Origin of the sequence: Variovorax sp. W1I1 (genome assembly GCF_030815625.1) — a bacterium.
Lineage (GTDB): Bacteria > Pseudomonadota > Gammaproteobacteria > Burkholderiales > Burkholderiaceae_C > Variovorax > Variovorax paradoxus_C.
The window spans coordinates 5,177,160-5,202,677 of the sequence record NZ_JAUSWZ010000001.1 but is presented as its reverse complement, the minus strand read 5'-3'; the positions used below and the strand labels follow the sequence as shown (position 1 = coordinate 5,202,677).

The window sequence follows — 25,518 nt, the reverse complement described above, 5'->3', positions numbered from 1 at the left end:
GAAGGCGGGATGTTCGATTTCGGCATTCTTTTCCCGTCGGTCCTGAACGGGCTGACGACGGGCGCGGTGTATGCACTGATCGCGCTGGGGCTCACGCTGATCTACGGCGTCCTGCACATCATCAACTTCGCACATGGCGCGAGCCTGATGCTGGCGCTGTACGCGGTGTACTTCCTGAAAGAGAAGCTGGGGATCGACCCGTACCTCGCACTCCCCATCGTCGTGCTCGGCATGTTCGCGCTCGGCTATGCGCTGCAGCGCGTGGTCATCAACCGCGCGGGCCACGGCAAGGACGAGAACATCCTGCTCGCCACGCTCGGCATCGCCATCGTCATGGAGAACCTTGCGTTGCTGTTCTTCAAGTCCGACACGCGCAACATCGACACCGCCTATTCGCTGAGCACCGTCGCCATCGGCCCCGCGATGATCGCGGTGCCCAAGCTCGTGGCCTTCGCAGGTGCGCTCGTGGTCTCGGGCATCCTGTTCTGGATCATGGGCCGCACCGACCTCGGCCGTGCCATCCGCGCCGTTGCCAAGGAGAAGGAGGGCGCCAAGCTCATGGGCATCGACGTGGACCATGTCTATGCGATGAGCTTCGGCATCGGCCTCGCATGCCTGGGTGCTGCCGCGTGCTTCCTGCTGCCGGCGTACTACGTCAACCCGCAGGTGGGTGGCGGTTTCGTGCTGGTGGCCTTCACCATCGTCGTGCTCGGCGGCATGGGCAGCTTCGTGGGCGCGCTGATCGGCGGCTTCCTCGTCGGCATCGTCGAATCGCTCGGTGGTCTCTACCTCGGTGAGTCGCTTGGGCAGATCGGCATCTTCGCGATCTTCATCGGTGTCGTGCTTTTCAGGCCGCAGGGCATGTTCGGGGCCAAGGCATGAAGGGGAGCACCAAACAACTCGCGGGCATCGCGCTCTTCGCGGTGCTGGTCGCGTGCGTGCCGTTCGTCACCAAGTCGGGCGTCACGCTCAACTTCGTGATGATGGCGCTCTACGCCACGCTCATCGCACAGGCCTGGAACATCCTGGGCGGCTTCGGCGGTCAGTTCTCGTTCGGGCATGCGCTGTTCTTCGGCACCGGCGCGTACATCCAGGCGATCGCGCAACTGCAGGGCGGCATCAACGCCTGGGTGGCGCTGCCGCTGGCCACCGTCGGTGCGGCGGTGGTCGGTCTCTTCATGGGGGCGCTCACCTTCCGCTACGGCCTCAAGGGCTCGTACTTCGCGCTGGTCACGCTGGCCTTCGCCGAGGTGTTCCGCATCCTCGCGCTGTCGGTCGATTTCACGGGCGGCGGCGTCGGGCTCATGGTGCCGCTGCGCGAATCGGTGGCCAACCTGCAGTTCTCTTCGCGTGCCGGTTACTTGTGGGTGGTGCTCGCGATGGTCGTCGCGGCGCTGCTGGTCACCTGGTGGCTGCGCAACGGCCGCTTCGGCGCCTACCTGCAGGCAGTGCGCGACAACGAAGATGCGGCGCGCGCCGTCGGCGTCAATCCGTTCCGCGTGAAGCTCGGCGCCATCGGCTTGTCGGCTGCGTTCATGGGAGCGGCGGGCGCGTTTTACGTGCAGGTGTTCCAGTACATCGACGCGGGCATCGCCTACGGTCCGGCCGTGTCGATCGAGGCGCTGGTCGCGGCCATCGTCGGCGGCATGGGAACGATGTGGGGCCCGGTGCTCGGCGCGGTCGTGCTGCATGTGCTGTCGGACCTCACGCGCAATCTCTTTGGCGAACTGCCGGGTATCAACATGGTGATCTACGGCACGGTGCTCGTGCTCATCGTCATCTTCGTGCCGCGCGGCATCGCGGGCATCGGGCTGTCGGTGCGGCAGCTGTGGAAGTCGAAGGGAGGCCGCCATGACTGACGCCCTGCTGGCCATCGACGGCCTCTCGCGCTCCTTCGGCGGCCTGAAGGCCGTGCAGAACGTGAGCCTTTCGGTGCGAGAGGGCAGCCTGAGCGCGCTGATCGGCCCCAACGGCGCGGGCAAGACCACGCTGTTCGCGCTGATGTCGGGCTTCCTGAAGCCCGACACCGGCACCGTGCGCTTCGCGGGCGAGGACATCACCGGCCGCGAGCCGCACCGCAATGCCGCGCTCGGCATGACCCGCACCTTCCAGATCGTGAAGCCCTTCGCCGCGCAGACGGTGCGCGAGAACATCGCGGTCGGCGCGCACCTGCATGTGCGCGGCCGCGCCGAGGCGCTGCGAAACGCCGAGGCCGTCGCGCTGCGCGTGGGCCTTGCGCCGCAGCTCGACAAGCCCGCATCCGACCTCACCGTGGCCGGCCGCAAGCGCCTCGAACTGGCGCGCGCGCTCGCCACCAGGCCGCGCCTGTTGCTGCTCGACGAGGTGCTCGCCGGCCTCAACCCGCAGGAGATCTCCGAGATGATGCCGGTGGTGCGCGGCATCGCCGACAGCGGCGTCACCGTGCTGATGATCGAACACGTCATGCAGGCCGTGATGCATCTCGCCGAGCATGTGTGGGTGCTCGCGCAGGGCCAACTGATCGCCGAAGGAAGCCCGGCGCAAGTGACGTCCGACGACAAGGTCGTCGAAGCCTATTTGGGCCATGGCACCGCGGCGCGGTTGCGCAAGGCCGCGTCGGGAGCTGCCGCATGAGCGCGTTGCTGGAGATTCAAGGCCTGCGCGGCGGCTACGGCCGCGTCGAGGTGCTGCGCGGCGTCGACCTCAAGGTGAACGCGGGTGAGATGGTCGCGCTGCTCGGCAGCAACGGCGCGGGCAAGTCCACGCTCAACAAGATGGTCTGCGGCCTCTGTCCCGCCTGGGGCGGCACGGTGCGCTTCGATGGCAAGGACCTGAGCGGCGCGCACTACCGCGACGTGGTGAAGGCCGGCCTCATCCAGGTGCCCGAAGGCCGCAAGGTGTTTCCCAACCTGAGCGTGCTGGAGAACCTGGAGCTCGGCTCCTTCACCCGCGCCCGCGAACGGCGCGCGGCCAACGTCGAGAAGATGTTCCACATCTTCCCGCGGCTGCGCGAGCGCATGGCGCAGCACGCCGGCACGATGAGCGGCGGCGAGCAGCAGATGCTGGCCATCGCGCGCGGCCTCATGGCCGAGCCGGTGCTGCTGATCCTCGACGAGCCCTCGCTCGGCCTTTCGCCGCTGCTGGTCGAAGAGATGTTCGCGCTGATCCGCAATTTGCGCGACGGCGGCCTCGCCGTGATGCTGGTCGAGCAGAACGTGGGCCAGTCGCTGGAGATTGCCGACCGCGCGTACGTGCTGGAGAACGGCAGCGTGCGCTTCTCGGGCCTGCCGGGCGAACTGCTCGGCAGCGACGAACTGCGGCGCGCCTACCTGGGGCTCTGACCCCCGCGAACCGCCCACGCGAAAACCCACGATTCCCCCGGAGACACAACACATGAAAAGACGCGACATCCTCCTCTCGTCGCTGGCCGCGGCATGGGCCGGCGGCGCCTTCGCGCAGATCGGCAACGCGCCGGTGCGCATCCTCGTGGGCGCGCCCGCCGGCGGCTCGACCGACACGCTCGCGCGCTCGCTCGCCGTGAGCATGGGCCCGGCGCTCGGCCGCACGGTCATCGTCGAGAACCGGCCCGGCGCGGGCGGCAACATCGCCGCCGATGCGGTCGCCAAGGCGGCCCCCGACGGCAACACGTTGCTGATGAGCTTCACCAGCCACGCGATCAACGCCACGCTCTACCCGGCGCTGCCCTTCGATCCGGTGAAGGACTTCACCGCGCTCACCTGCGTGGCGACGTCGCCCTCGATCCTCGTGGCGCACCCGTCGCTGCCCGCCAAGGACGTGCGCGAACTCATCGCGCTCGCCAAGGCCAAGCCGGGGCAACTGAACTTCGCGATCGGCGCGGTGGGCTCCTCGCTGCACATGGCGGGCGAGGCCTTCAAGATGCAGTCGGGCGTGGACATCGTGAACATTCCCTACAAGGGCACTTCGCCCGCCGTGCAGGACGTGCTCGCCGGCCAGGTGCAGCTGATGTTCGCGGCCGTGGGCAACGTCAAGGCGCACATCCAGGCCGGCAAGCTCAAGGCGCTGGGCGTGACCACGGCCAAGCGGCTGCCGGCTTTCCCCAACGTGCCGGCGATTGCCGAGGCGCTGCCGGGTTACGAATCGAGCGCATGGTTCGGCCTCTTCGGACCCGCGCACATGCCCGCCGATCGCGTCAAGCAGATCGGCGATGCCGCGCGCCATGCGCTGCAACAGGCCGACATGCGCCAGCGCCTCGAAACCGAAGGCGCGATCCCGGTCGGCAATTCGACCGAGCAGTTCTCCGCCTTCGTGCAGAGCGAGATCACGCGATGGGCCAAGGTCGTCAAGTTCTCGGGAGCCAAGCCCGAATGACATCGATGGCTCCAACCCGTGCGCCGGCCCAGACGCTGGCGCAGAAGCTCATCGCACGCGCGAGCGGACGCGAGCGGGTGTCGGTGGGCGAGATCGTGACTTGCGGCGTCGACCTGGCGATGTTCCACGACTCCTCGGGGCCGCGGCGCTTGAAGCCCATGCTCGAGGAGCTCGGCGCGCAGATCTGGGACCGCTCGCGCGTGGTGCTGGTCATGGACCATTACGTGCCCGAGCGCGACGACGATTCGCGCCGCATCGTGCGCATCGCGCGCGACTGGGCGCACGACCAGCAATTGCCGCACGTGTACGACAGCCAGGGCATCTGCCACGTGGTGGTGCCGCAGCACGGCCACATCCGCCCCGGGATGCTGTGCGTGGGCGGCGATTCGCACTCGCCTACGGGCGGTGCGTTCGGCGCCTACATGTTCGGCATCGGCAGCACCGAGATGCTGGGCGTGATGGTCACCGGCGAGATCTGGCTGCGCGTTCCCGAGACCATCCGCATGTGGTGGGACGGCGCGCTGCCCGCGGGTGTGACCGCCAAGGACATGATGCTGCACATGATCGGCCGCTTCGGCATGAACGGCGGGCGCTACCAGGCGGTCGAGTTCGCGGGGCCGGCGGTGGCTGCGCTCTCGATGCAGGAGCGCATGACGCTCTCGAACATGAGCGCCGAGCTGGGCGCGCAGGCCGGGTTGATCGGACCCGACGCGACCACCGCCGAATTCCTGGCCGGCGCCGGCGCGCCGCCCGTGGACATGGCGCCCTGGTTCACCGACGAAGACGCCGTGCTCACCGACCATCGCTTCGAGGCCTCCACGCTCGAACCGTATGTCGCCGCGCCCCACAGCCCGGCCAATGCGCACGGCGTGAGCCGATACGTGGGCACGCATGTCGACGTGGCCTACATCGGCGCCTGCACCGGCGCCAAGCTCGACGACCTGCGCGCCGCCGCGCAGGTTCTGCGCGGGCACAAGGTGGCGAGCGGCATCCGCCTCATCGTGGCACCCGCCAGCATCCGCGACCAGGAAGCGGCGCGCGAGGAGGGCGTTCTGCAAGTGCTGATGGACGCCGGCGCCGAGCTGTTCCCCACCGCGTGCGGCGCGTGCTCCGGCTACGGCGATCCGATGGGCGACGACGTCACCGTCATCTCGACCACCGCGCGCAACTTCAAGGGCCGCATGGGCTCGCCGACTGCGCAGGTCTACCTGGGTTCGCCCTACACGGTGGCGGCGGCTGCATTGCGCGGCTGCGTGACCGACCCGCGCGAGGTGCTCGCATGAACGGGCAGACCTTGCACCGGGTGTGGCGCCTGGGCGCCGACATCGACACCGACGCGCTCGCGCCAGGCCACGCGATGAAACATGGCATCGACATCATCGCCAGGCACTGCCTCGAAGCCGTGCGCCCCGAGTTCGCGAGCGAAGTTCAACCGGGTGACGTGATCGTGGCCGGCCCCAACTTCGGCATCGGCTCTTCGCGCGAGCAGGCGGCGGCGGTGCTCGTGCAACTCGGCGTGGCGGCAGTGATCGCGCCTTCGTACAGCGGCCTGTACTTCCGCAACGCCTTCAACCTCGGCCTGCTGGTGCTGACCTGTGCCGAGGCCGGGACGCTGAACGAGGGCGACCGCATCGCCCTCGACACGACGGTGCCCGCAGTCGTCTCGCCTCGCGGTGCGCGGCTGGCCTGCGAGCCCGTGCCCGGATTTCTCATGGACATGGTCCGCGCCGGCGGATTGATGAACCAGTTACGCCAGCGTGGCGGCTCCCCGGCCTCCCAGAAAGCAAGCAATGTCTGACCCTTCTTCTTTCGCAGCGACCGCGGCAGCGATCGACCCCGTCACGCTCGCCGTGCTGCGCGGCCGCCTCGAGCAGGTGGCCGACGAGATGGACGCCACGCTCTACCGCAGTGCGTTCAATCCCATCATTGCCGAGGCGCACGACGCCTGCCACGGCCTGTACGACGCGGTGAGCGGCGACACGCTGGTGCAGGGCAAATCGGGCCTGCCGGTGTTCGTCGGCGCCATGGCCTTCGCGGTGCGCGCCACCGCCAAGGCGGCCGAGCCGCGCGGCGGCATGAAGGACGGCGACATCTGGATCAGCAACGATGCCTACGACGGCGGCACGCACGCCAACGACTTCAAGCTGGTCAAGCCTTTCTTTCGCAACGGCGAGCTCTATTGCTATATGGCCTCGGCCGCGCACTGGCACGACGTGGGCGGCGCGGTGCCCGGCAACTACAACCCGGCCGCCACCGAGTGCTGGCAGGAGGCGGTGCAGATTCCGCCAGTGCGCATCGTGCGCGATGGCGTGCTCGATGCGGACGTGCTCGCCATCCTGCAGGCCAACACGCGCCTGCCCGACAGCCTGTGGGGCGACCTGAACGGCCAACTCGCGGCGCTGGAGCTCGGCGAGAAACGGCTGAACGGCCTGCTCGACGAGTACGGCGACGACCTCGTTTTGAACGCGCTGGGCGAGTTGCGCGGCCGCGCGCTGCGCCTGATGCGCTCGCACATCGCCTCGCTGCCCGACGGGCGCTACAGCTTCGAGGACGTGCTCGACAACGACGGCATCACGAACGAGCCGCTCACCATCGCGCTCGACATGACGGTGGCCGGCGACCGGCTGCTGCTCGACTTCTCGCGCACCTCGCCGCAATGCGCGGGGCCGGTGAACATCTCACGCGCCACCGCGGTGGCGGCCTGCTACGTCGCGCTCAAGCACCTGTTCCCCGATGTACCGGCCAATGCCGGCGTACTCGACGCCGTGGACTTCAACATTCCCGACAAGCTGGTGATCAGCTGCGAGCGCCCGCGCCCGGTCGGTGGCTACACCGAGACGATCCTGCGCATGATCGACGTGATCTTCAGCGCCGCGGCGCAGGCCGACCCGATGCGCGCGGTCGCACAGGCCTACGGCACCATCAACGCGCTGTCGATCGCGGGCCACCGCAGCGACAAGGGCCGCGAAGGCCAGCGCTGGGTGATGTTCAGCTTCTTCGGCGGCGGCCATGGCGGTCACTCGGGCGGCGACGGGCTTTCGCACGGCAATGCGCCGATCTCGACCGCGACGATTCCGCCGCTCGAGATCCTCGAAGCCGCGTACCCCGTGCGCTTCACCGAATGGTCGCTGCGCGCCGATTCGGGCGGCGACGGCCGGCACCGCGGCGGCCTGGGCGCGGTCTACGAAATCGAACTGCTGGAGAAAGACGCCGAGGTGTTCGTCTTCGGCGAGCGCGGCACCTCGCCGCCCAAGGGCATCGCAGGCGGGGGCGAGGGCGCGGTCAACCGGTTCAGCTACGAGAACGAAGGCACGTGGCATACGCCGCCCATGGTGTCGAAGATGCGCGGCATCCAGTTGGCGCGCGGCGAACGCGTGCGGCTCGAAACGCCAGGCGGCGGCGGCTGGGGGCATGCGGTCGAGCGGCCGGGGTCGCAGCGCGAAGCCGACAGCGCAATGGGCTATGTGACGACCGACAGCAGCAAGAAGAAAGCGTCCGAATGACTTCCTCCGGTAAATCCCTTGTCGTCGGCGTCGATGTCGGCGGCACCTTCACCGACCTCTTCGTGCTCGACGAGGCGAACGGCATGGCGCGCATCGTCAAGGTGCCCTCCACGCGCGGCGAGGAAGCGCGCGGCTTCATGAACGGCGTGGCGCGCGTGGCCGATTCGGCCGCCGACATTGCCACCATCGTGCATGGCACCACGGTCGGCACCAACGCATTGCTGGAGCGCAAGGTGGCGCGCACCGGCATCATCACCACGCGCGGTTTCCGCGACGTGCTGGAGATGCGCCGCCGCGACCGCCCCGAGACCTGGGGCCTGCGCGGCAGCTTCACGCCCGTGGTGCCGCGCGACCTGCGCCGCGAGGTGGACGAGCGCGTGCTGGCCGATGGCACGCTGCACACCGCGGTCGATCTGGAACAGGTGCGTGCCGAAGCGCGCTCGCTGCTCGAAGCCGGTTGCGAAGCGGTGTGCGTGTTCTTCATCAACACCTACGCGAACCCCGAGAACGAGCGCCTCGCCGTCGCGGCGGTGCGCGAGCTCTGGCCCAACCCACACGTCACGTCGGCCAGCGAAGTGCTGCCCGAGATCCGCGAGTTCGAACGCTGCTCGACCGCCACGCTCAACGCCGCGCTGCAGCCGGTGGTGGGCAGCTACCTCGGCCGGCTCGAATCCGACCTGCGCGGCCAGGGCTTCGCCGGCGAACTGCTGGTGGTGCAGAGCAACGGCGGCGTGATGTCGCGCCAGACCGCGAGCGACTTGCCGGTGCGCACGGCGCTCTCGGGCCCGGCGGCCGGCGTGATCGCCTGCGCGGCCATCGCGCGCGCGGCGGGTTTTCCGAACGCGATCACCGGCGACATGGGCGGCACTTCGTTCGACGTGTCGCTGGTGGCGAACGGCGAGGCCGCACTGGCCGCGCAGACCGCCATCGAGTTCGGCATGGTGATCCGCTCGCCGATGATCCAGATCGAGACCATTGGCGCGGGCGGCGGCTCCATCGCATCGGTGGATGCGAGCGGCATGCTGCAGGTGGGCCCCGAGTCGGCCGGCAGCGTGCCGGGCCCGGCGTGCTACGGACGCGGCAACATGCGGCCGACGGTGACCGATGCGAACGTGCTGCTGGGGCGCATCGCGGCGGACCGTCCGCTCGGCGGTGGTTTGCTCGCGGCGCTCGATGCGGAGAAGTCGCGCCAAGCCATCGAGGAGCACGTTGCACGCCCACTGGGCCTCGATGTGCACGCGGCGGCCGAAGCGATTCTCACGGTGGCCAATGCGCGCATGGCGGGTGCCATTCGCCTCGTTTCCATCGAGCGCGGCCACGACCCGCGCCGCTTCGCCTACATGCCCTTCGGCGGTGGCGGCGCGCTGCATGTGTGCGCCATGATGCGTGAGGTGGGCGTTGCCACGGGCATCGTGCCGCGCTACCCCGGTGTGACGTCGGCCCTGGGCTGCGTGATCGCCGACATGCGCCACGACGCGGTGCAGACGCTCAACAAGCCGCTGACCGAACTCGACGTGGCCGACGTGCAGCGCCGCATCGACGAGCTGGCGGCGAGCTGCCAGCAGCGCCTCGACTCCTCGGGCGTGCGCTTCGACGAAGTGCGCGAGGTGATCGCGCTCGACATGCTCTACGCGGGCCAGACGCACACGCTGCCCGTGGTGCTCGCCGATGCGGGCAAGGCGCCGCTCACGGCCGCATCGATCCGCGCCGCGTTCGAAGCCAGCTATACCGCCGCCTTCGGTCGCGTGCTCGAAGGCATTCCGATCCGCGTGATGAACCTGCGCTACGCGCGCATCGGCGTGCGGCCCAAGTTCGACCTGAAGGTGCTTGCGCCCGAAGGAGAGGGCAGCACCGCGCCGCTGGGCACGCAGCGCGTGTTCCACCACGGCCAGTGGCACGAGGCCGTGCGCTATGCGCGGCTCGAGCTGCCGGTGGCTGCGCGCATCGAAGGGCCCGCGATCCTGGAACAGGCCGATACAACTGTGTGGCTCGAACCCGGTTTCCACGCCGAGGTCGATGCGCACGGCAATCTGCTGGTGAGGCTGTCATGAGCGAAGCGACGAAACCTATTGCAGCGAAGACGGCGCTGGTCGTCATCGACCTGCAGAACGATTTTCTCGACGCGAACGGCGCCTATGCGCGCGGCGGCGACACCAACCCGCCGGCGCTGCTGCTGCCGACGCGCGTGGCCGATGTGGCGCGCGCGCTCAAGGCTGCCGGTGGTCTCGTGGTCGCGAGCCAGTTCACGCTGTGGCCCGATGCGGCCGGCGAACCGATGGTTTCGCCGCACCTGAAGGCGCTGCGCCCGTACCTGAAGAAGGGCGACTTCGCGCCCGGCAGCTGGGGCCAGGCGAACGTCGATGCGCTGACCGGGCTTGTCGACGTGACGGTGAGCAAGGTCGCGTATTCAGCCTTCTTCAACACGCAGCTCGATTGGGTGCTGCGCCGCGCAGGCATCGACACGATCGCGGTCTGCGGCATCGTCACCAACGGTGGCGTCGCGAGCACGGTGCGCGATGCACACATGCGCGACTACCGCACGCTGGTGCTCGCCGACGGCTGCGCGGCCTTCGGCGAAGAGCGCCACCAGACCTCGCTGGCCGACATGCGCAACGTGGCCGAGGTGACGGACTGCGCGGGCTTCACTGCATCGCTCGCATGACTGGCAATCCCTCGCGCCTCATCCGCCGCGCGGCGGAGGTCGAGGCCGACGCGCATGTGCCGGTGGCCATCGTCGGCGGCGGCGCCTGCGGGCTCACGGCCGCGCTGATGCTGGCGGATGCGGGCGTGGAGTGCGTAGTGCTGGAGCGCGATGCGCTGCCGAGCGGATCGACCGCGCTGTCCTCCGGCTTCATTCCCGCGCCAGGCACCCGCACGCAGCGCGCGCACGGCGTGCAAGACGACAGCGCCGAGTGCTTCGCCGCCGACATCCAGGCCAAGGCGCACGGGCGCGCGGCGCCTGCGCTGGTCGAGGCCTATGCCGACTCCATCGGTCCGGCGCTCGATGTGTTGCAGGAGCGGCACGGCTTGCAGTGGATGCTGCTCGATGGCTTTCTCTATCCGGGGCACAGCGTGCATCGCATGCACGCGCTGCCGCAGAAGACCGGGGCGTCGCTGATGGCCGCGCTGCAATCGGCCGTCGAGGCCGCGGGCATTCCGGTGCTGACGCAGGCACTGGTCGACACGCTGGTGCTCGATGCCGAGGACCGCGTGATCGGCATCGACTACACCCGGCCCGACGGCAGCCGCGAGACACTGGCCTGCGACGCACTGCTACTCGCCTGCAACGGCTTTGGCGGCAACGCGCAGATGGTTCGCACGCTGCTGCCCGAGATGGCCGAGGCCACCTTCGGCGGCCACACCGGCAACGACGGCAGCGCGATCCTCTGGGGCGAATCGCTGGGCGCGCGGCTGCGCGACCTCGGCGGCTACCAGGGCCACGGCTCGTGGGTCACGCCGCAAGGGGCGCTGATGTCGTGGGCCGTGATGATGGAAGGCGGGGTGCAAATCAATTGCGAAGGCCGGCGCTTTCATGACGAGACAGAGGGTTACTCTGAAGCCGCGGTGCATGTGCTCGCGCAGCCGGGTGGCATTGCATGGAATGTGTTCGATGCGCCGCTGCTCGCGCTGGCGCGGGGATTTCCCGATTTCTGCGATGCCGAAGCGGCGGGCGCCTTGCGTCGCTGCGAATCGGTGGAGGCGCTCGCGGACTGCATCGGCTGCGAACCCGCTGTGCTGCAAGGCACGCTGGACGCCATGCGCAACAGCACCCGGCCCGACGGCCGCGCGTTCACACGCGGACTCGACGCCCCGTACTTCGCAGTGAAGGTGACGGGCGCGCTCTTCCACACCCAAGGCGGCCTCGACACCGCGCCCGACATGCGCGTGCTGCGCCACGACGGCACGCCCTTCGCCAACCTGCTCGCAGCCGGTGGCGCGGCGGGCGGCGTGTCGGGCGATGCGGTGTGGGGCTATCTCTCCGGCAACGGCCTGCTGAGTGCCGTGGCCGGCGGCTACATCGCGGCGCACACCGCTGCCGCATTGATCCATTCGACGAAAGCGTCCCCATGACGAACCCTTCCTTCAAGACCCGGCTCGCACGCAACGACATCGTGCTTGCGCCGGGCGTGTACGACGCGCTCAGCGCCCTGGTGGCCGAGCAGGCCGGCTTCGAGGCGCTGTACCTCTCGGGCGCCTCGATCGCCTACACGCGGTTGGGCCGCTCCGACATCGGACTCACCACCTTCACCGAGGTGGCCGACACGCTCGCGCGCATCACCGAGCGGGTGAGCCTGCCGGTGATCGTCGATGCCGACACCGGCTTCGGCAACGCGCTCAACACCCAGCGCACCGTGCGCGGCTTCGAGCGCGCGGGCGCGGCGATGGTGCAGATCGAAGACCAGACCTTTCCCAAGCGCTGCGGCCACCTCGATGGCAAGGCCGTGGTGCCCGAGCGCGAGATGGTCGGCAAGCTCAAGGCCGCGCTGGACGCGCGCGCATCGAGCGACACGCTGATCCTCGCGCGCACCGACGCCGTGGCGGTCGAAGGACTCGACGCCGCACTCGACCGCGCGGAGGCGTACCTCGCTTGCGGCGTGGATGCGCTCTTCATCGAGGCGCTGCGCTCGCCCGAGCAGATGGATGCCGCTTGCCAGCGCTTCGGCGACCGCGTGCCGCTGCTGGCCAACATGGTCGAAGGCGGCAAGACGCCGATCCAGGATGCGGATGCGCTGCAGAAGCACGGCTTTCGCATCGCGATCTTTCCGGGCGGCACGGCGCGTGCGGTGGTGCACACGCTGCAGGGCTACTACGCGAGCCTGCACCAGCACCGCACCACGCAGCCGTGGCGCGGGCAGATGCTGGACTTCGATGCGCTCAACGAGGTGATCGGCACGCCCGAGCTGATGCGCACCGGGCAGAAGTACGACTGAACGCGCGCTTCAGCGCAGCGCGCTCACCAGCGCGTCGTAGACCAGCCGCACTCGCGCCGGAACCGGCGCGCGCTGCGAGCGGTAGACATGGATCGGCCAAGGCTCGGGCGCTTCGGCCTCGAGCACCGCCACCAGCTCGCCCGATTGCAGCAGCGGCTCGGCCAGCGGGCCCACGAGCTGGCCGAAGCCCAGGCCCGCGCGCACCGCGGCGCACTCGGCATCGACGTCGTCGGTGACGAAGGCCGGCGCGGCGACCGGCATCTGCCGCCCCTTGCTGAAGAACCACGACCACGGGCGGCCCGAGCTGCGGTCCATCAGCGCGGTGAGCGGAAAGCCGGGCAGCGCATCGAGGCTTTTCGGAATGCCCGTGCGCTCGATGAGTGCGGGCGTCGCCACCACGTAGAGGCGCATCTTGCCGACGGTGCGCGCGACGAAGCGGGCATCGCGGATCGGACCCGCGCGCACACCGATGTCGATCTGCTCGTCTACCACGTCGGCATGGGTCTCCGACAGCCTCAGGTCGAGCACCAGGCCGGGATGTTCGGCCAGCATCGGCGCCAGCACCTGCGGAATCAGCCGGCGGCCGAACACGTTGGGCGCGGTCACGCGCACCGTGCCCGCGTGCTGCGACAGCGCGCGCCGGTCGGTGCGGTGGAACAGCGCGTCGACACCGCCCACCGCGGCGCGCGCGCGCTGCGCGAGCTGCCGGCCGAAATCGGTGAGCTGCACGCCGCGCGTGCTGCGGTGAAAGAGCGGCTCGCCCAGTTCTTCTTCGAGCTCGCGCACCGCGCGCGTCACCACCTGCGGCGACACGGACAGCCGCACGGCCGCCTCGCGGAAGTTGGCGGCATCGGCGGCGGTGAAGAACACGCGCAGGGCTTCGAGACGGTTGGACATGGTGTGTTGCCTTGTTCCCGGATGTGGAATTCTGAAGTCGCCAGAGTTTCATTTACTGGAACGCGTGGATTTTCCACACTGCATGCACTTCTTCAACACACCCGAAAGGAATTTCCCATGACATCCGTTCAAGACAACATCCAAGGCAAGGTCGCCATCGTCACCGGTGCGAGCAGCGGCATCGGCGAATCCATGGCCCGCCACCTCGCCGCACGCGGCGCCAAGGTGGTGCTCGCGGCACGCCGCACCGACCGGCTCGACAAGGTGGTCGCCGAGATTCGCGAGGCTGGCGGCGAAGCCGTTGCCATCGCCACCGACGTGTCCAAGCGCGCCGACCTGGAAAAGCTCGCCGCCGCGACGGTCGAAACCTTCGGCCGCATCGACGTGCTGGTCAACAACGCGGGCGTGATGCCGCTGTCGCCGCTCGAGAAGCTCAAAGTCGACGAGTGGGACCGCACCATCGACGTCAACATCAAGGGCGTGCTCTACGGCATTGCCGCGGTGCTGCCGCGCATGCAGGCGCAGGGCAGCGGGCACATCCTGAACGTCGCGTCGATCGCGGGCATCAAGGTGTTCACGCCGATCGGCACGGTCTACAGCGCGACCAAGCATGCGGTGCGCGCCATCTCCGAGGGCTTGCGCGTCGAAGTGGGCAACTCGGGCGTGCGCGTCACGATCGTGTCGCCCGGCGCGGTCGAGTCGGAACTGAAGTTCGGCAGCACCGATGCCGATGCCGCGGCCGGCGTGAAGGCGTTCTACGACGCGAACCAGATCCCGGCTGACGCGATCGCCCGCGCGGTGGTCTATGCGGTGGAACAGCCGGCGAACGTGGACATCAATGAAGTGGTCGTGCGGCCGGTGTCGCAGGACTTCTGATCGGGGCGGGGCCCGTGCGGCCCCGCTTCGCATCATTTAACCTTCTGGAATAGAAGGTCATTTGCGGCCAAAAGTGCAAAGCTCCCGCAAAATAGAACGACCGTTCGTTTTATTCGGAGCTTTCACGATGTCTGTCAATGCCGTTCCCGCCAAGCCGGCCCGCGCCGCCCAGAAAGGCCAGCAGACCAAGGCCGTGATCGTTGATGCCGCGCTGGCATTGGCGGCGCAGATCGGGCTCGAAGGCCTGTCGATCGGCGCCGTGGCCGAAATCACCAAGATGAGCAAGTCGGGCGTCTTCGCCCACTTCGGTTCGCGCGAGGAACTGCAGATCTCGGTGGTGCGCGAGTATCACGCACGTTTCGAGCAGGAGGTGTTCTTTCCTGCGCTCTCGGCGCCGCGCGGCCTCCCGCGCCTTCGCGCCATGTTCGCCAACTGGATGAAGCGCACCTCGACCGAGATCGACTCGGGCTGCATCTATATCAGTGGCGCTTCCGAATTCGACGACCGTCCCGGCCCCGTGCGCGATGCGCTGGTCGAATCGGTCAGCATCTGGCAGGCCGCGGTGCTGCGCGCCATCGTGCAGTCGCAGTCCGAAGGCCATCTGCGCGCCGATGCCGACGAACGCCAGGTCGCGTTCGAAATCCACGGCCTCATCCTCGCGCTGCACTACGAAGCCCGCTTCCTGCAGGTGCCCGGCTCCATCGGCCGCGCCACCGTCGGCTTCAACAACATCCTGGCGCGCAGCGCCACGCCCGAAGCGCCGGCAGACCCGGCCGCAGCCGTACCAGCGCCCGCCGGCCGGCGCCTCAAGCCCGTGCGCTGAGCGCGCGGCACCGTTTTCGTTTTCCCCTTTTTCTTCTTTCTATCTAGCTTCGACCAGGAGAGTCCCGGATGCCTACTTACAACCCACCCGTGCGCGACATGCAGTTCGTGCTGCACGAAGTGCTCAACGTCGCCGAAGAACTCAAGGCACTCCCGGCCCATGCCGAAACCGATGCCGACACCATCAATGCGGTGATCGAAGAGGCCGGCAAGTTCGCCGCCGAGGTGACCTTCCCGCTGAACATCAGCGGTGACGAAGAAGGCTGCGTGCTCGACAAGACCACGCACGAAGTCAAGACGCCCAAGGGCTTCAAGGACGCCTACGCCAAGTACGTCGAAGGCGGATGGCCGGCGCTCTCGTGCGACCCGGCCTTCGGCGGCCAGGGCCTGCCGTTCGTGGTGAACCAGTGCCTGTTCGAGATGCTCAACAGCGCCAACCAGGCCTGGACCATGTACCCCGGCCTCTCGCACGGCGCGTACGAAGCGCTCAAGGCGCACGGCACGGAAGAACAGAAGAAGACCTACCTGCCCAAGCTCACGAGCGGCGAGTGGACCGGCACCATGTGCCTGACCGAGCCGCATTGCGGCACCGACCTGGGCCTCCTGCGCACCAAGGCCGAGCCGCAGCCCGACGGCACCCACCGCATCACCGGCAGCAAGATCTTCATCTCGGCCGGCGAGCACGACATGACGGACAACATCATTCACCTGGTGCTGGCCCGCCTGCCGGATGCGCCCAAGGGCAGCAAGGGCATCAGCCTGTTCGTGGTGCCGAAGTTCAAGGTGAAGGCCGACGGTTCGCTCGGCGAGCGCAACCCGATCTTCTGCGCCGGCCTCGAGCACAAGATGGGCATTCACGGCAACGCCACCGCACAGATCGTGATCGAAGGCGCCACCGGTACGCTGGTGGGCGAGCCCAACAAGGGCCTGGCCGCGATGTTCGTGATGATGAACGCCGCGCGCCTGGGCGTGGGCAACCAGTCGCTCGGCCTCACCGAAGTGGCTTATCAAAACGCATTGGCCTACGCCAAGGACCGCATCCAGATGCGCTCGCTCTCGGGCGTGAAGGCCAAGGACAAGGAAGCCGACCCCATCATCGTGCACCCCGACGTGCGCAAGATGCTGCTCACCGCCAAGGCGTATGCCGAAGGCGGCCGCGCGCTGCAGATCTTCTGCACGCTGCTGCTCGACAAGGAGCACAACCATCCCGATGAAAAGGTGCGCAAGGACTCGGGCGAACTGGTCGCGCTGCTCACGCCCATCGTCAAGGCCTTCATCACCGACAACGGCCACATCGCGACCAACTCGTGCATGCAGGTCTTCGGCGGCCACGGCTTCATCAAGGAATGGGGCATGGAGCAGTTCGTGCGCGACAACCGCATCAACATGATCTACGAGGGCACCAACACGATCCAGTCGCTGGACCTCTTGGGCCGCAAGGTGCTGGGCAACAACGGCGCATCGCTCAAGAAGTTCGGCAAGCTCGTTGCGAGGCTGGTGGAAGAAGAGGGCGTGAACGAGAAGATGGCCGAGTTCATCAACCCGATCGCGATGCTGGGCGACCAGCTCACCAAGTTCACGACCGAGATCGGCTTCAAGGGCTTCCAGAACCCCGACGAAGTCGGCGCCGCCGCGGTGGATTACCTCCGCGTGGCAGGCCACTTCGTGTTCGGCTACCTGTTCGCCCGCATGGCGCAGGTGGCGCTGCGCGAAATCGCCGCCGGCAACACCGATCCGTTCTACGTGGCCAAGCTGCAGACCGCGCGCTTCTACTTCGCCAAGCTGTTCCCCGAGACCGCGACGCTGATGCGCACCGCGCGTGCCGGCAGCAAGGTGCTGATGGACACCGACGCAGCGCTTGCCTAAGGTCACTGTCTTTCTTCATCGTCCAAACCGGGAGCCGCTCATGAAAACGACACTTGCAGCCATCGTCCTTGCCGCTACTTCTTTCACGGCCATGGCACAGAGCACCCCGGTGGGCCTCTGGCGCAACGCCGACGACAAGACCGGCGAGGTCAAGGCCGAGATTCGCATCGCCGAGACCAACGGCGCGCTGAGCGGCCGCATCGAGAAGTCGCTGAAGAAAGACACCAAGCCCGATGCGACCTGCGACGAATGCAGCGACGACCGCAAGGGCAAGCCCATCACGGGCCTGGAGATCATCCGCGGCGGCAAGAAGGCCGAGGGCAAGGACGTCTGGGAAGGCGGCAAGATCCTCGACCCCGAGAACGGCAAGGAATACCGCGCGAGTTTCACGCCCATCGACGGCGGCAAGAAGCTCGAAGTGCGCGGCTACTTGGGCCCGTTCTGGCGCACCCAAACCTGGACCCGCGCGCAGTAAACCTGCCGTGCGTTTTCAACCGAAGAAATACCAAGCAACATGTCCCGATTTCAAGTGAAGAAGGTCGCCGTGCTCGGCGCCGGCGTGATGGGCGCGCAGATTGCGGCCCACCTCGTCAACGTGCGCGTGCCCGTCGTGCTGTTCGACCTGACCGCGAAAGAAGGCCCGAAGAACGGCATCGTCACGCGCGCCATCGACAACCTCAAGAAGCTCAAGCCCGCGCCACTCGGCGACGTGGCCGATGCGGGCCTGATCGAACAGGCCAACTACGACGACGACCTCGCCAAGCTCGGCGAGTGCGACCTCATCATCGAAGCCATTGCCGAACGCATGGACTGGAAGCTGGATCTCTACAGGAAGATCGCGCCGCACGTGGCCAAGCATTCGATCCTGGCCTCGAACACCTCGGGCCTCTCGATCACCAAGCTGAGCGAGGCCTTGCCTGAAGCGCTGAAGCCGCGCTTCTGCGGCATTCACTTCTTCAACCCGCCGCGCTACATGTTCCTGGTGGAGCTGATCAACACGCCCACCACGCAGCCGCAGGTGCTCGATGACCTCGAGGCCTTCGTCACCAGCACGCTCGGCAAGGGCGTGGTGCGCGCGCACGACACGCCCAACTTCATCGCCAACCGCGTTGGCATCGCCGGCATGCTGGCCACGCTGAAGGAAGTCGAGAAGTTCGGTTTGACGCCCGACGTGGTGGACGACCTCACCGGCAAGAAGCTGGGCCGCGCGAGCTCGGGCACCTTCCGCACCGCCGACGTGGTGGGCCTGGACACGATGGCCCACGTCGTGAAGACGCTGCAGGACAACCTGAATGCCGAGAGCGATCCTTTCTATGCGAACTTCGCGACCCCGCCGGTGCTCGCCAAGCTGTTGGAGCTGGGCAACCTGGGCCAGAAGACCAAGGCCGGCTTCTTCAAGAAGGTCGGCCGCGACATCCTGCGTTTCGACCTCCAGAGCGGCGAATACGTGCCCGCCGGTGCGAAGGCCGACGAGGTGTACGGCCGCATGCTCAAGAAGCCTGCGGGCGAGCGCCTGAAGCTCTTGCGCGAGAGCGAAGGGCCGCAGGGCCAGTTCCTCTGGGCGATCCTGCGCGACGGTTTCCACTACGCCGCGGTGCACCTGGCCGACATCGCCGAGAGCGCGCGCGACATCGACTTCGCGATGCGCTGGGGCTTCGGCATGAAGCAGGGCCCGTTCGAACTCTGGCAGGAAGCCGGCTGGGCGCAGGTCGCCAAGTGGATCCAGGAAGACATCGACGCCGGCAAGGCGCTGAGCACCGTGCCGCTGCCCAAGTGGGTGTTCGAAGGCGCCGTCGCCAAGGCCGGTGGCGTGCACACGCCCGAAGGCTCGTGGAGCGCATCGCAGGGCCAGTTCGTTCCGCAACGCAAGCTCCCGGTGCACGACCGCCAGCTGTTCCCCGAGAGCGTGCTCGGCGCGAACGCAGCCGATGCCAACACGGCCGGCACGACGATCAGCGACGAAGGCGACGTGCGCGTGTGGACGCTCGACGGCGAAGTGCTCATCGCGAGCATCCATTCGAAGATGCACGCCATCAGCCCCGATGTGGCCGAGGCGCTGGGCACCGCGGTCGACTTGGCCGAGGCTGAATACAAGGGCCTGGTGATCTGGTCGCCCGACGAGATGTTCTCGGTCGGCGCCGACCTGCAGGCGATGCTGCCGGCCTTCGTGGTCGCGGGCATCGGCGCGGTCGAAGGCGCGGAAGAAGAGCTGCAGAACGTGATGCTCAAGATCCGCTACGCGAGCGTGCCGGTTGTCTCGGCCGTGCGCGGCATGGCGCTGGGCGGCGGTTGCGAACTGGCCGTGTACTCGGCCAAGCGCGTGGCCGCGATGGAAAGCTACATCGGCCTGGTCGAAGTGGGCGTGGGCCTGATCCCCGGCGCGGGCGGCCTGACCTACATCGCACGCCGTGCGGCCGAGAACGCATCGGCTTCCACGGGCACCGATCTCCTGCCCTTCCTCACCGAAGGCTTCACCGCCGCGGCGATGGCGAAGGTCGGCACGGGCGCGCTCGATTCGAAGAAGCTCGGCTATCTGCTCGACAGCGATGTGATCGTGCCGAACAAGGACGAACTGCTCTACGTGGCGCTGCAGCAGGCCAAGGCCATGGCCGACGCCGGCTACCGCGCACCGCTGCGCCGCACCTTCCGCGTGGCGGGCCGCAGCGGCGCCGCGACGATCAAGGGCCAACTGGTGAACATGCGCGACGGCGGCTTCATCAGCGCGCACGACTTCCACATCGCCAGCCTGATCGCGAACGTGGTCACGGGCGGCGACGTGGACGCGGGTTCGCTCGTGACCGAGGAATACCTGATGACGCTGGAGCGCAAGGCGTTCTGCTCGCTCATCGTGCACCCCAAGACGCAGGAACGCATCATGGGCATGCTCAGCACCGGCAAGCCCGTGCGCAACTAAGGACAGATTTCATGAGCAGCAAGCAAGTACAAGACGCCTACATCGTCTCCGCCACCCGCACGCCCATCGGCAAGTCGCACCGCGGCTATTTCCGCAACTACCGTCCCGACGATCTGCTCGCGACCACGCTGAAGGCGGCGCTCGCCGCCGTGCCGGGCCTCGACCCCAAGGCCATCGAAGACATCATCTGCGGCTGCGCGATTCCTGAATCGCAGCAGGGCTTGAACGTCGCGCGCATCGGCGCGGTGCTCGCGGGCCTGCCGACCAGCATCGGCGGCATCACCGTCAACCGCTTCTGCGCCTCGGGTCTCTCCGCGGTGCAGATGGCTGCCGACCGCATTCGCGTCGGCGAGGCGGACGTGATGATCGCGGCCGGCGTCGAAAGCATGAGCATGGTGCCGATGATGGGCAATTCGCCCTCACTGTCGCCTTCGATCTTCGAGCGCGAAGGCGACGTGGGCATCGCCTACGGCATGGGCCTCACGGCCGAGAAGGTCGCCCAGCAGTGGAAGGTGAGCCGCGAGGCGCAAGACGAGTTCGCACTGGCCTCGCACCAGAAGGCACTGGCCGCGCAGAAGGCCGGCAAGTTCGCCGACGAGATCACGCCCATCGAAGTGACCGACCGCTCGCCCGATCTGGAAACTGGCGAATCGATTGCCAAGACCCGCACGGTGAGCCTCGATGAAGGCGCGCGCCCCGACACCAGCCTCGAAGGCCTCGCCAAGCTGCGCACCGTGTTCGCCGCGCGCGGCACCGTGACGGCCGGCAACAGCTCGCAGACCTCCGACGGCGCGGGTGCGCTGATCCTCGCAAGCGAAAAGGCGGTCAAACAATACGGCCTCACGCCGCTCGCACGCTTCGTGAGCTTCGCGAGCAAGGGCGTGCCGCCGCACATCATGGGCATCGGCCCGATCGAGGCCATTCCGGCCGCGTTGCGCTATGCGGGCCTGAAGCACGAGGACATCGACTGGTTCGAACTCAACGAAGCCTTCGCCGCGCAATCGCTTGCGGTGATCAACACGCTGGGGCTCGATCCGTCGAAGGTGAATCCGATGGGCGGTGCGATTGCACTGGGCCATCCGCTCGGCGCGACCGGCGCGATCCGCGCGGCGACCGTGGTGCACGCGCTGCGCCGCGAGAACCTGAAGTACGGCATGGTCACGATGTGCGTGGGCATGGGGCAAGGCGCCGCAGGCATCTTCGAACGCGTCTAGCGGCTGCTGCGCGGGCGGTCTGCGGCGTTGCGGGGCCCGTCGGGAAATCCTCACGACCTTCAGATCGCTCCGGTTTCCCGCCACCCGCGCCTTGCATCTCATCCCGCTCGCTACGCCGAAGGCCGGTGGTGGATCAACGAAGAAAGAGGCAAACGCATGCAAGCGCAACAACTCCCGGTCGATGGTGGCGCCCAGCAACTGGCGGTGCGCCGCTACGAGCCCGCCGGCGCACCGCGCGCCAGCATCGTGATCGGTGGTGCGATGGGTGTGCGCCAGTCGTTCTACGAACCCTTCGCACAGTGGCTCGCCGGCCAAGGCTTGCGCGTCTGGACCTTCGACTACCGGGGCTCTGGCGACTCGCGCGGCAACGCGCCGCTGCGCGGTTTCAAGGCCGACCTGTTCGACTGGGCGCGCGACTACGAAGCGGTGATCGACACTGCCAAGGCTGCGCTGCCCGATGAACCGCTCTATCTGCTGGGTCACAGCCTCGGCGCGCAACTGCCGGGCTTTCTGCAACGCCCCGAGCAAGTCGCGGGCCTCGTGAGCATCGCGGCCGGCAGCGGCTACTGGCGCGAGAACGCGCCGAAGCTTCGGCGCAGCATCCTCTACTTCTGGTTCGTGCTCGTGCCGCTGGTCACGCGGCTGTGCGGCTACTTCCCAGGCCGCAAGTTGAAGAAGGTGGGCGACCTGCCGCGCGGCGTGATCCTGCAATGGCGGCGCTGGTGCCTGCACCCGCGCTACAGCCTCGGCGCGGAAGGCGAATCGGCGGTGCGAAGCTACGGGCGCGTGCGCTTCCCGGTGCTTGCGCTGTCGATCACCGACGATGAATTGATGACGCTCGCCGGCACCGAGAGCCTGGTGAGCTTCTATGCGGGCGCCCCGAGTGCGGTCGAGCGCATCGCGCCGGCGGATGTGCAGGCGCGGCGCATCGGCCACTTCGGCTTCTTCCGCGAGCAGTTCAGCCAGAGCCTGTGGCCGGGCATGGTCGACAAGCTGCACCGGCTGGCCGCCCTTACCGCACCTGCCGCGCCTGCGGCGGTGCAGCACGCCAACGTCCCGCACACGACTGCGTGACGCCATCCACCGGAGGCACACTGCAAGCACCATGAGCAGCACGCAACACCCCTTCGACAAAGCCCTGGCCCTGCATCACAGCGACATCCGCGTGGGCCACTTCACGGGCATGACCAGCCCCGATTACTGGAACATGGTCGGCCCTTTCGGCGGCACTACCGCAGCCCTGGTGCTGCAGTCGGTGATGCGACATCCCGACGTGCTCGGCACGCCGATCGCATTGACCGTCAACTACGCGGCCGCGCTCGAAGCCGGCGCGTTCGACATCCAGGCCACGGCCGTGCGCACCAACCGCTCGACGCAGCACTGGACCGTGCAGATCACGCAGGCCGGCGCGAGCGGCGCGCCGAACATGACCACCACCGCCACCGTGGTGACGGCCGCGCGCCGCGACACCTGGGGCGAGAGCGACATGCCGATGCCCGAGGCGCCCGCGCCCGAAACGGTCGAGCGCATGAGCATCGGCCCGTCGGGCGTGGCGTGGATCAACCAGTACGAGATGCGCCCGTTCAGCGGTGGCATTCCCGCGAAGTGGGACGGCAGCCTGCAGCACAGCGAAACCCGCATCTGGCTGCGCGACGCGCAACCGCGGCCGCTCGACTTCGCATCGCTCGCGGCGATGAGCGACATGTTCTATCCGCGCGTTTGGCTGCGCCGTGCCAAGCACGTGCCGGCGGGAACGGTGTCGATCACCACCTACTTCCATGTCGGTGCGGCCGAGCTGGCCGAGGTCGGCACGGGCTACCTGCTGGGCCGCGCGGCGGGGCAGCAGTTCTTCAACGGATTCTTCGACCAGACGGCGCATCTGTGGAGCGAGAAGGGCGTGCTGCTCGCCACCTCGAACCAGATCGTCTACTACAAGGAATAGAAATGGCCGCTCTGCAGAAAGCCGCACTCATCGTCGGAGCTGGCGATGCCACCGGCGGCGCCATCGCCCGCCGCTTCGCACGCGAGGGGTTCGCCGCTTGCGTCACCCGGCGCAGCCTCGACAAGCTGCAGCCGCTGGTCGCGCAGATCGAGGCCGATGGCGGCCGCGCCCATGCCTTCGCTTGCGATGCGCGCAAGGAAGAAGAAGTGGTCGCGCTCATCGAGCAGATCGAATCCACGGTCGGCCCGATCGAGGTGATGGTGTTCAACATCGGCGCCAACGTGCCCGAGAGCATCCTCACCGAGACCGCGCGCAAGTACTTCAAGGTGTGGGAGATGGCGTGCTTCTCGGGCTTTCTCAACGGGCGCGAAGTGGCTAAGCGCATGGTGGCGCGCGAAGTGCCGCCAGGCGGGCATCGCGGCACGATCATCTTCACCGGCGCCACCGCCTCGCTGCGCGGTGCCGCGAACTTCGGCGCCTTCTCGGGCGCGAAGATGGCCCTGCGCGCACTGGCCCAATCGATGGCGCGCGAGCTGGGACCGCAAGGCATTCACGTCGCGCATGTAGTGGTCGATGGCGCCATCGACACCGAGTTCATCCGCAGCAATTTCCCCGAGCGCTATGCGCTGAAAGAGAGCGACGGCATCCTGAATCCGGACCACATCGCAGACAGCTACTGGATGCTGCATTCACAGCCGCGCGACGCGTGGACGCACGAGTTGGATCTGCGGCCCTGGTCCGAGAAGTTCTGACAAACAAATCAAAAGACCCGGAGACGCCCATGACAAAGACCGTCGAGTTCTATTTCGATTTCGGCAGCCCTGCCGCCTATTTGGCCGCCACGCAATTGCCGCACGTGTGTGCAGACACCGGTGCCGAACTGGTGTGGAAGCCGATGCTGCTGGGTGGCGTGTTCCAGGCCACCGGCAACCATTCGCCCGCGGAGATCAAGCCCAAGGGCCCGTACATGAACATCGACCTCAAGCGCTTCGCCAGGCGCTACGGCGTGCCCTTCGTGCACAACCCGCATTTCCCGATCAACACGCTGCTGCTGATGCGTGGTGCGACCGGCATGCAGATGAAAGAGCCGGCGCGTTTCGGCGCATACGTCGATGCGGTCTACCACGCGATGTGGGTCGAGCCGCAGAACCTCAACGACCCGGCGACGGTCGGCGCCGTCTTGCAGAATGCAGGCTTCGACGCTGCGGGCCTGCTCGCACTGGCCGGCGCGCAGGAGACGAAGGACCGCCTTAAGGCCGTCACGCAGGAAGCCGTGGAGCGCGGCGTGTTCGGCGCCCCCACCATGTTCGTCGGCGACCAGATGTTCTGGGGGCAGGACCGCCTCGATTTCGTGCGCGAAGCCCTCGACGCCTGAGCGCACTGCCGACAGCAGCAACCGTTTTTACCCAAGGACCATTCCCATGAGCGACATCCTCGTCCACACCGAAGCCGGTGTGATGACCATCACATTCAACCGCGTCGACAAGAAGAACTCGATCACCAGCAGCATGTACGCCGAGCTGGCCGATGCGCTGGCCACGGCCGAGAGCGAAGCGGCGGTGCGCTGCGTGCTGATCCAGGGCGACCCGACGATCTTCAGCGCGGGCAACGACATCGGCGATTTCCTCAACGGGCCGCCCGCCACCCAGGAGTCGCCGGTGTTCCGGTTCCTGCGCGGCATCGCGACCTTTCCGAAGCCCATCGTCGCGTCGGTCTGCGGTCCGGCCGTGGGCATCGGCACGACGATGCTGTTCCATTGCGACCTCGTCTATGCCGGTGACAACGCGGCGTTCTCGATGCCCTTCGTGAACCTGGGCCTGTGCCCCGAGGCGGCGTCGAGCCTGCTGGTGCCGCAGATGCTCGGCTATCACCGCGCAGCCGAAGCGCTGCTGCTGGGCGAGCCCTTCATGGCCGAGGCCGCGCTCGAAGTGGGCCTGGTCAACCGCGTCGTGCCGCCGACCGAAGCCAACGGCATCGCGCAAACGCAGGCCCGCAAGCTCGCGGCCAAGCCGCTGAGCGCGCTGGTCGAGACCAAGCGCCTGCTGAAGAAGGGGCAACTGCCCGCAGTGCTCGAGCGCATGGGCGAAGAGGGCGCGAGCTTCGGCCGCATGCTGCGCGAGCCGGCCGCCAAGGAAGCCTTCGGCGCGTTCATGGAGAAGCGCAAGCCCGATTTCTCGAAGCTCTGAGGGTTCCTCCCGCGTTGGCCCGCAGACAGTGGCCCTTT

24 protein-coding genes are annotated in these 25,518 nt (G+C 67.8%); 23 read left to right on the top strand and 1 reads right to left on the bottom strand.

The genetic code is table 11. From position 1 onward, the window contains the following. Positions 1-9: 9 nt before the first annotated feature. From QFZ83_RS24380 to QFZ83_RS24325, 12 genes are read left to right on the top strand one after another with little or no spacing between them, the layout of a single operon-like run. Positions 10-882 carry a branched-chain amino acid ABC transporter permease gene (locus QFZ83_RS24380; RefSeq protein ID WP_206177136.1) on the top strand — a complete coding sequence of 291 codons (873 nt, stop codon included), beginning with the start codon at positions 10-12 and terminating at the stop codon, positions 880-882. Next, positions 879-1,859: a branched-chain amino acid ABC transporter permease gene (locus QFZ83_RS24375; protein ID WP_307510755.1), complete on the top strand. Its 981-nt coding sequence runs from the start codon at positions 879-881 to the stop codon at positions 1,857-1,859. Before QFZ83_RS24380 ends, QFZ83_RS24375 begins: the two co-directional genes overlap by 4 nt. After that, entirely contained in the window at positions 1,852-2,613 is a 762-nt protein-coding gene (locus QFZ83_RS24370; RefSeq protein ID WP_307510753.1) for an ABC transporter ATP-binding protein, read from the top strand. Before QFZ83_RS24375 ends, QFZ83_RS24370 begins: the two co-directional genes overlap by 8 nt. Continuing rightward, positions 2,610-3,320: an ABC transporter ATP-binding protein gene (locus QFZ83_RS24365; protein ID WP_307510752.1), complete on the top strand. Its 711-nt coding sequence runs from the start codon at positions 2,610-2,612 to the stop codon at positions 3,318-3,320. The genes QFZ83_RS24370 and QFZ83_RS24365 overlap by 4 nt, the downstream gene beginning before the upstream one ends. Before the next feature lie 52 nt (positions 3,321-3,372). Continuing rightward, positions 3,373-4,329 (top strand): tripartite tricarboxylate transporter substrate binding protein, encoded by a 957-nt coding sequence (locus QFZ83_RS24360; protein WP_307510751.1) that lies wholly within the window; start codon positions 3,373-3,375, stop codon positions 4,327-4,329. Further along, positions 4,326-5,612 carry a 3-isopropylmalate dehydratase large subunit gene (locus tag QFZ83_RS24355; protein WP_307510750.1) on the top strand — a complete coding sequence of 429 codons (1,287 nt, stop codon included), beginning with the start codon at positions 4,326-4,328 and terminating at the stop codon, positions 5,610-5,612. The genes QFZ83_RS24360 and QFZ83_RS24355 overlap by 4 nt, the downstream gene beginning before the upstream one ends. Next, complete coding sequence (locus tag QFZ83_RS24350; protein WP_307510749.1) at positions 5,609-6,127, top strand: 3-isopropylmalate dehydratase; 519 nt, start codon at positions 5,609-5,611, stop codon at positions 6,125-6,127. The genes QFZ83_RS24355 and QFZ83_RS24350 overlap by 4 nt, the downstream gene beginning before the upstream one ends. After that, a complete protein-coding gene (locus QFZ83_RS24345; protein ID WP_307510747.1) occupies positions 6,120-7,832 on the top strand; it encodes a hydantoinase B/oxoprolinase family protein in 1,713 nt (570 codons plus the stop codon). The genes QFZ83_RS24350 and QFZ83_RS24345 overlap by 8 nt, the downstream gene beginning before the upstream one ends. Then, positions 7,829-9,883 (top strand): hydantoinase/oxoprolinase family protein, encoded by a 2,055-nt coding sequence (locus QFZ83_RS24340; RefSeq protein ID WP_307510745.1) that lies wholly within the window; start codon positions 7,829-7,831, stop codon positions 9,881-9,883. Before QFZ83_RS24345 ends, QFZ83_RS24340 begins: the two co-directional genes overlap by 4 nt. Further along, a complete protein-coding gene (locus tag QFZ83_RS24335; RefSeq protein ID WP_307510743.1) occupies positions 9,880-10,494 on the top strand; it encodes a cysteine hydrolase family protein in 615 nt (204 codons plus the stop codon). The genes QFZ83_RS24340 and QFZ83_RS24335 overlap by 4 nt, the downstream gene beginning before the upstream one ends. Next, on the top strand, positions 10,491-11,903 hold the full coding sequence (locus QFZ83_RS24330) for an FAD-dependent oxidoreductase (protein WP_307510741.1): 1,413 nt from the start codon (positions 10,491-10,493) through the stop codon (positions 11,901-11,903). Before QFZ83_RS24335 ends, QFZ83_RS24330 begins: the two co-directional genes overlap by 4 nt. Then, positions 11,900-12,763: an oxaloacetate decarboxylase gene (locus QFZ83_RS24325; RefSeq protein WP_307510739.1), complete on the top strand. Its 864-nt coding sequence runs from the start codon at positions 11,900-11,902 to the stop codon at positions 12,761-12,763. The genes QFZ83_RS24330 and QFZ83_RS24325 overlap by 4 nt, the downstream gene beginning before the upstream one ends. Before the next feature lie 9 nt (positions 12,764-12,772). Here the strand turns inward: QFZ83_RS24325 and QFZ83_RS24320 are convergent, their stop codons facing one another. Further along, entirely contained in the window at positions 12,773-13,660 is an 888-nt protein-coding gene (locus QFZ83_RS24320; RefSeq protein WP_307510737.1) for a LysR family transcriptional regulator, read from the bottom strand. A gap of 117 nt (positions 13,661-13,777) precedes the next feature. Between QFZ83_RS24320 and QFZ83_RS24315 the strand changes: the two genes are divergently transcribed. The 11 genes from QFZ83_RS24315 to QFZ83_RS24265 all read left to right on the top strand — a co-directional run bounded on the left by QFZ83_RS24315 (position 13,778) and on the right by QFZ83_RS24265 (position 25,480). Further along, a complete protein-coding gene (locus QFZ83_RS24315) occupies positions 13,778-14,536 on the top strand; it encodes an SDR family oxidoreductase (RefSeq protein WP_307510735.1) in 759 nt (252 codons plus the stop codon). Positions 14,537-14,663: 127 nt separating this feature from the next. After that, a complete protein-coding gene (locus QFZ83_RS24310; RefSeq protein WP_307510733.1) occupies positions 14,664-15,359 on the top strand; it encodes a TetR/AcrR family transcriptional regulator in 696 nt (231 codons plus the stop codon). 68 nt (positions 15,360-15,427) lie between these two features. Next, complete coding sequence (locus QFZ83_RS24305; protein WP_307510730.1) at positions 15,428-17,224, top strand: acyl-CoA dehydrogenase C-terminal domain-containing protein; 1,797 nt, start codon at positions 15,428-15,430, stop codon at positions 17,222-17,224. A 40-nt stretch (positions 17,225-17,264) separates the two neighbouring features. Further along, positions 17,265-17,699 (top strand): DUF2147 domain-containing protein, encoded by a 435-nt coding sequence (locus tag QFZ83_RS24300; RefSeq protein WP_307510728.1) that lies wholly within the window; start codon positions 17,265-17,267, stop codon positions 17,697-17,699. A gap of 39 nt (positions 17,700-17,738) precedes the next feature. Next, positions 17,739-20,138 (top strand): 3-hydroxyacyl-CoA dehydrogenase/enoyl-CoA hydratase family protein, encoded by a 2,400-nt coding sequence (locus tag QFZ83_RS24295; RefSeq protein ID WP_307510726.1) that lies wholly within the window; start codon positions 17,739-17,741, stop codon positions 20,136-20,138. An 11-nt stretch (positions 20,139-20,149) separates the two neighbouring features. Continuing rightward, positions 20,150-21,352: an acetyl-CoA C-acyltransferase gene (locus QFZ83_RS24290; RefSeq protein ID WP_307510724.1), complete on the top strand. Its 1,203-nt coding sequence runs from the start codon at positions 20,150-20,152 to the stop codon at positions 21,350-21,352. Positions 21,353-21,508: 156 nt separating this feature from the next. Beyond that, positions 21,509-22,426 carry an alpha/beta fold hydrolase gene (locus tag QFZ83_RS24285; protein WP_307510722.1) on the top strand — a complete coding sequence of 306 codons (918 nt, stop codon included), beginning with the start codon at positions 21,509-21,511 and terminating at the stop codon, positions 22,424-22,426. A gap of 31 nt (positions 22,427-22,457) precedes the next feature. Then, on the top strand, positions 22,458-23,294 hold the full coding sequence (locus QFZ83_RS24280) for an acyl-CoA thioesterase II (protein WP_307510720.1): 837 nt from the start codon (positions 22,458-22,460) through the stop codon (positions 23,292-23,294). Positions 23,295-23,296: 2 nt separating this feature from the next. Beyond that, complete coding sequence (locus tag QFZ83_RS24275) at positions 23,297-24,046, top strand: SDR family oxidoreductase (RefSeq protein ID WP_307510718.1); 750 nt, start codon at positions 23,297-23,299, stop codon at positions 24,044-24,046. Between the two features lie 29 nt (positions 24,047-24,075). Further along, positions 24,076-24,669 (top strand): 2-hydroxychromene-2-carboxylate isomerase, encoded by a 594-nt coding sequence (locus QFZ83_RS24270; RefSeq protein ID WP_307510717.1) that lies wholly within the window; start codon positions 24,076-24,078, stop codon positions 24,667-24,669. A 46-nt stretch (positions 24,670-24,715) separates the two neighbouring features. Beyond that, the gene (locus tag QFZ83_RS24265) at positions 24,716-25,480 is read left to right on the top strand and encodes an enoyl-CoA hydratase (protein ID WP_306880499.1); all 765 of its coding nucleotides are present in this window, start codon (positions 24,716-24,718) and stop codon (positions 25,478-25,480) included. Positions 25,481-25,518: the final 38 nt, after the last annotated feature.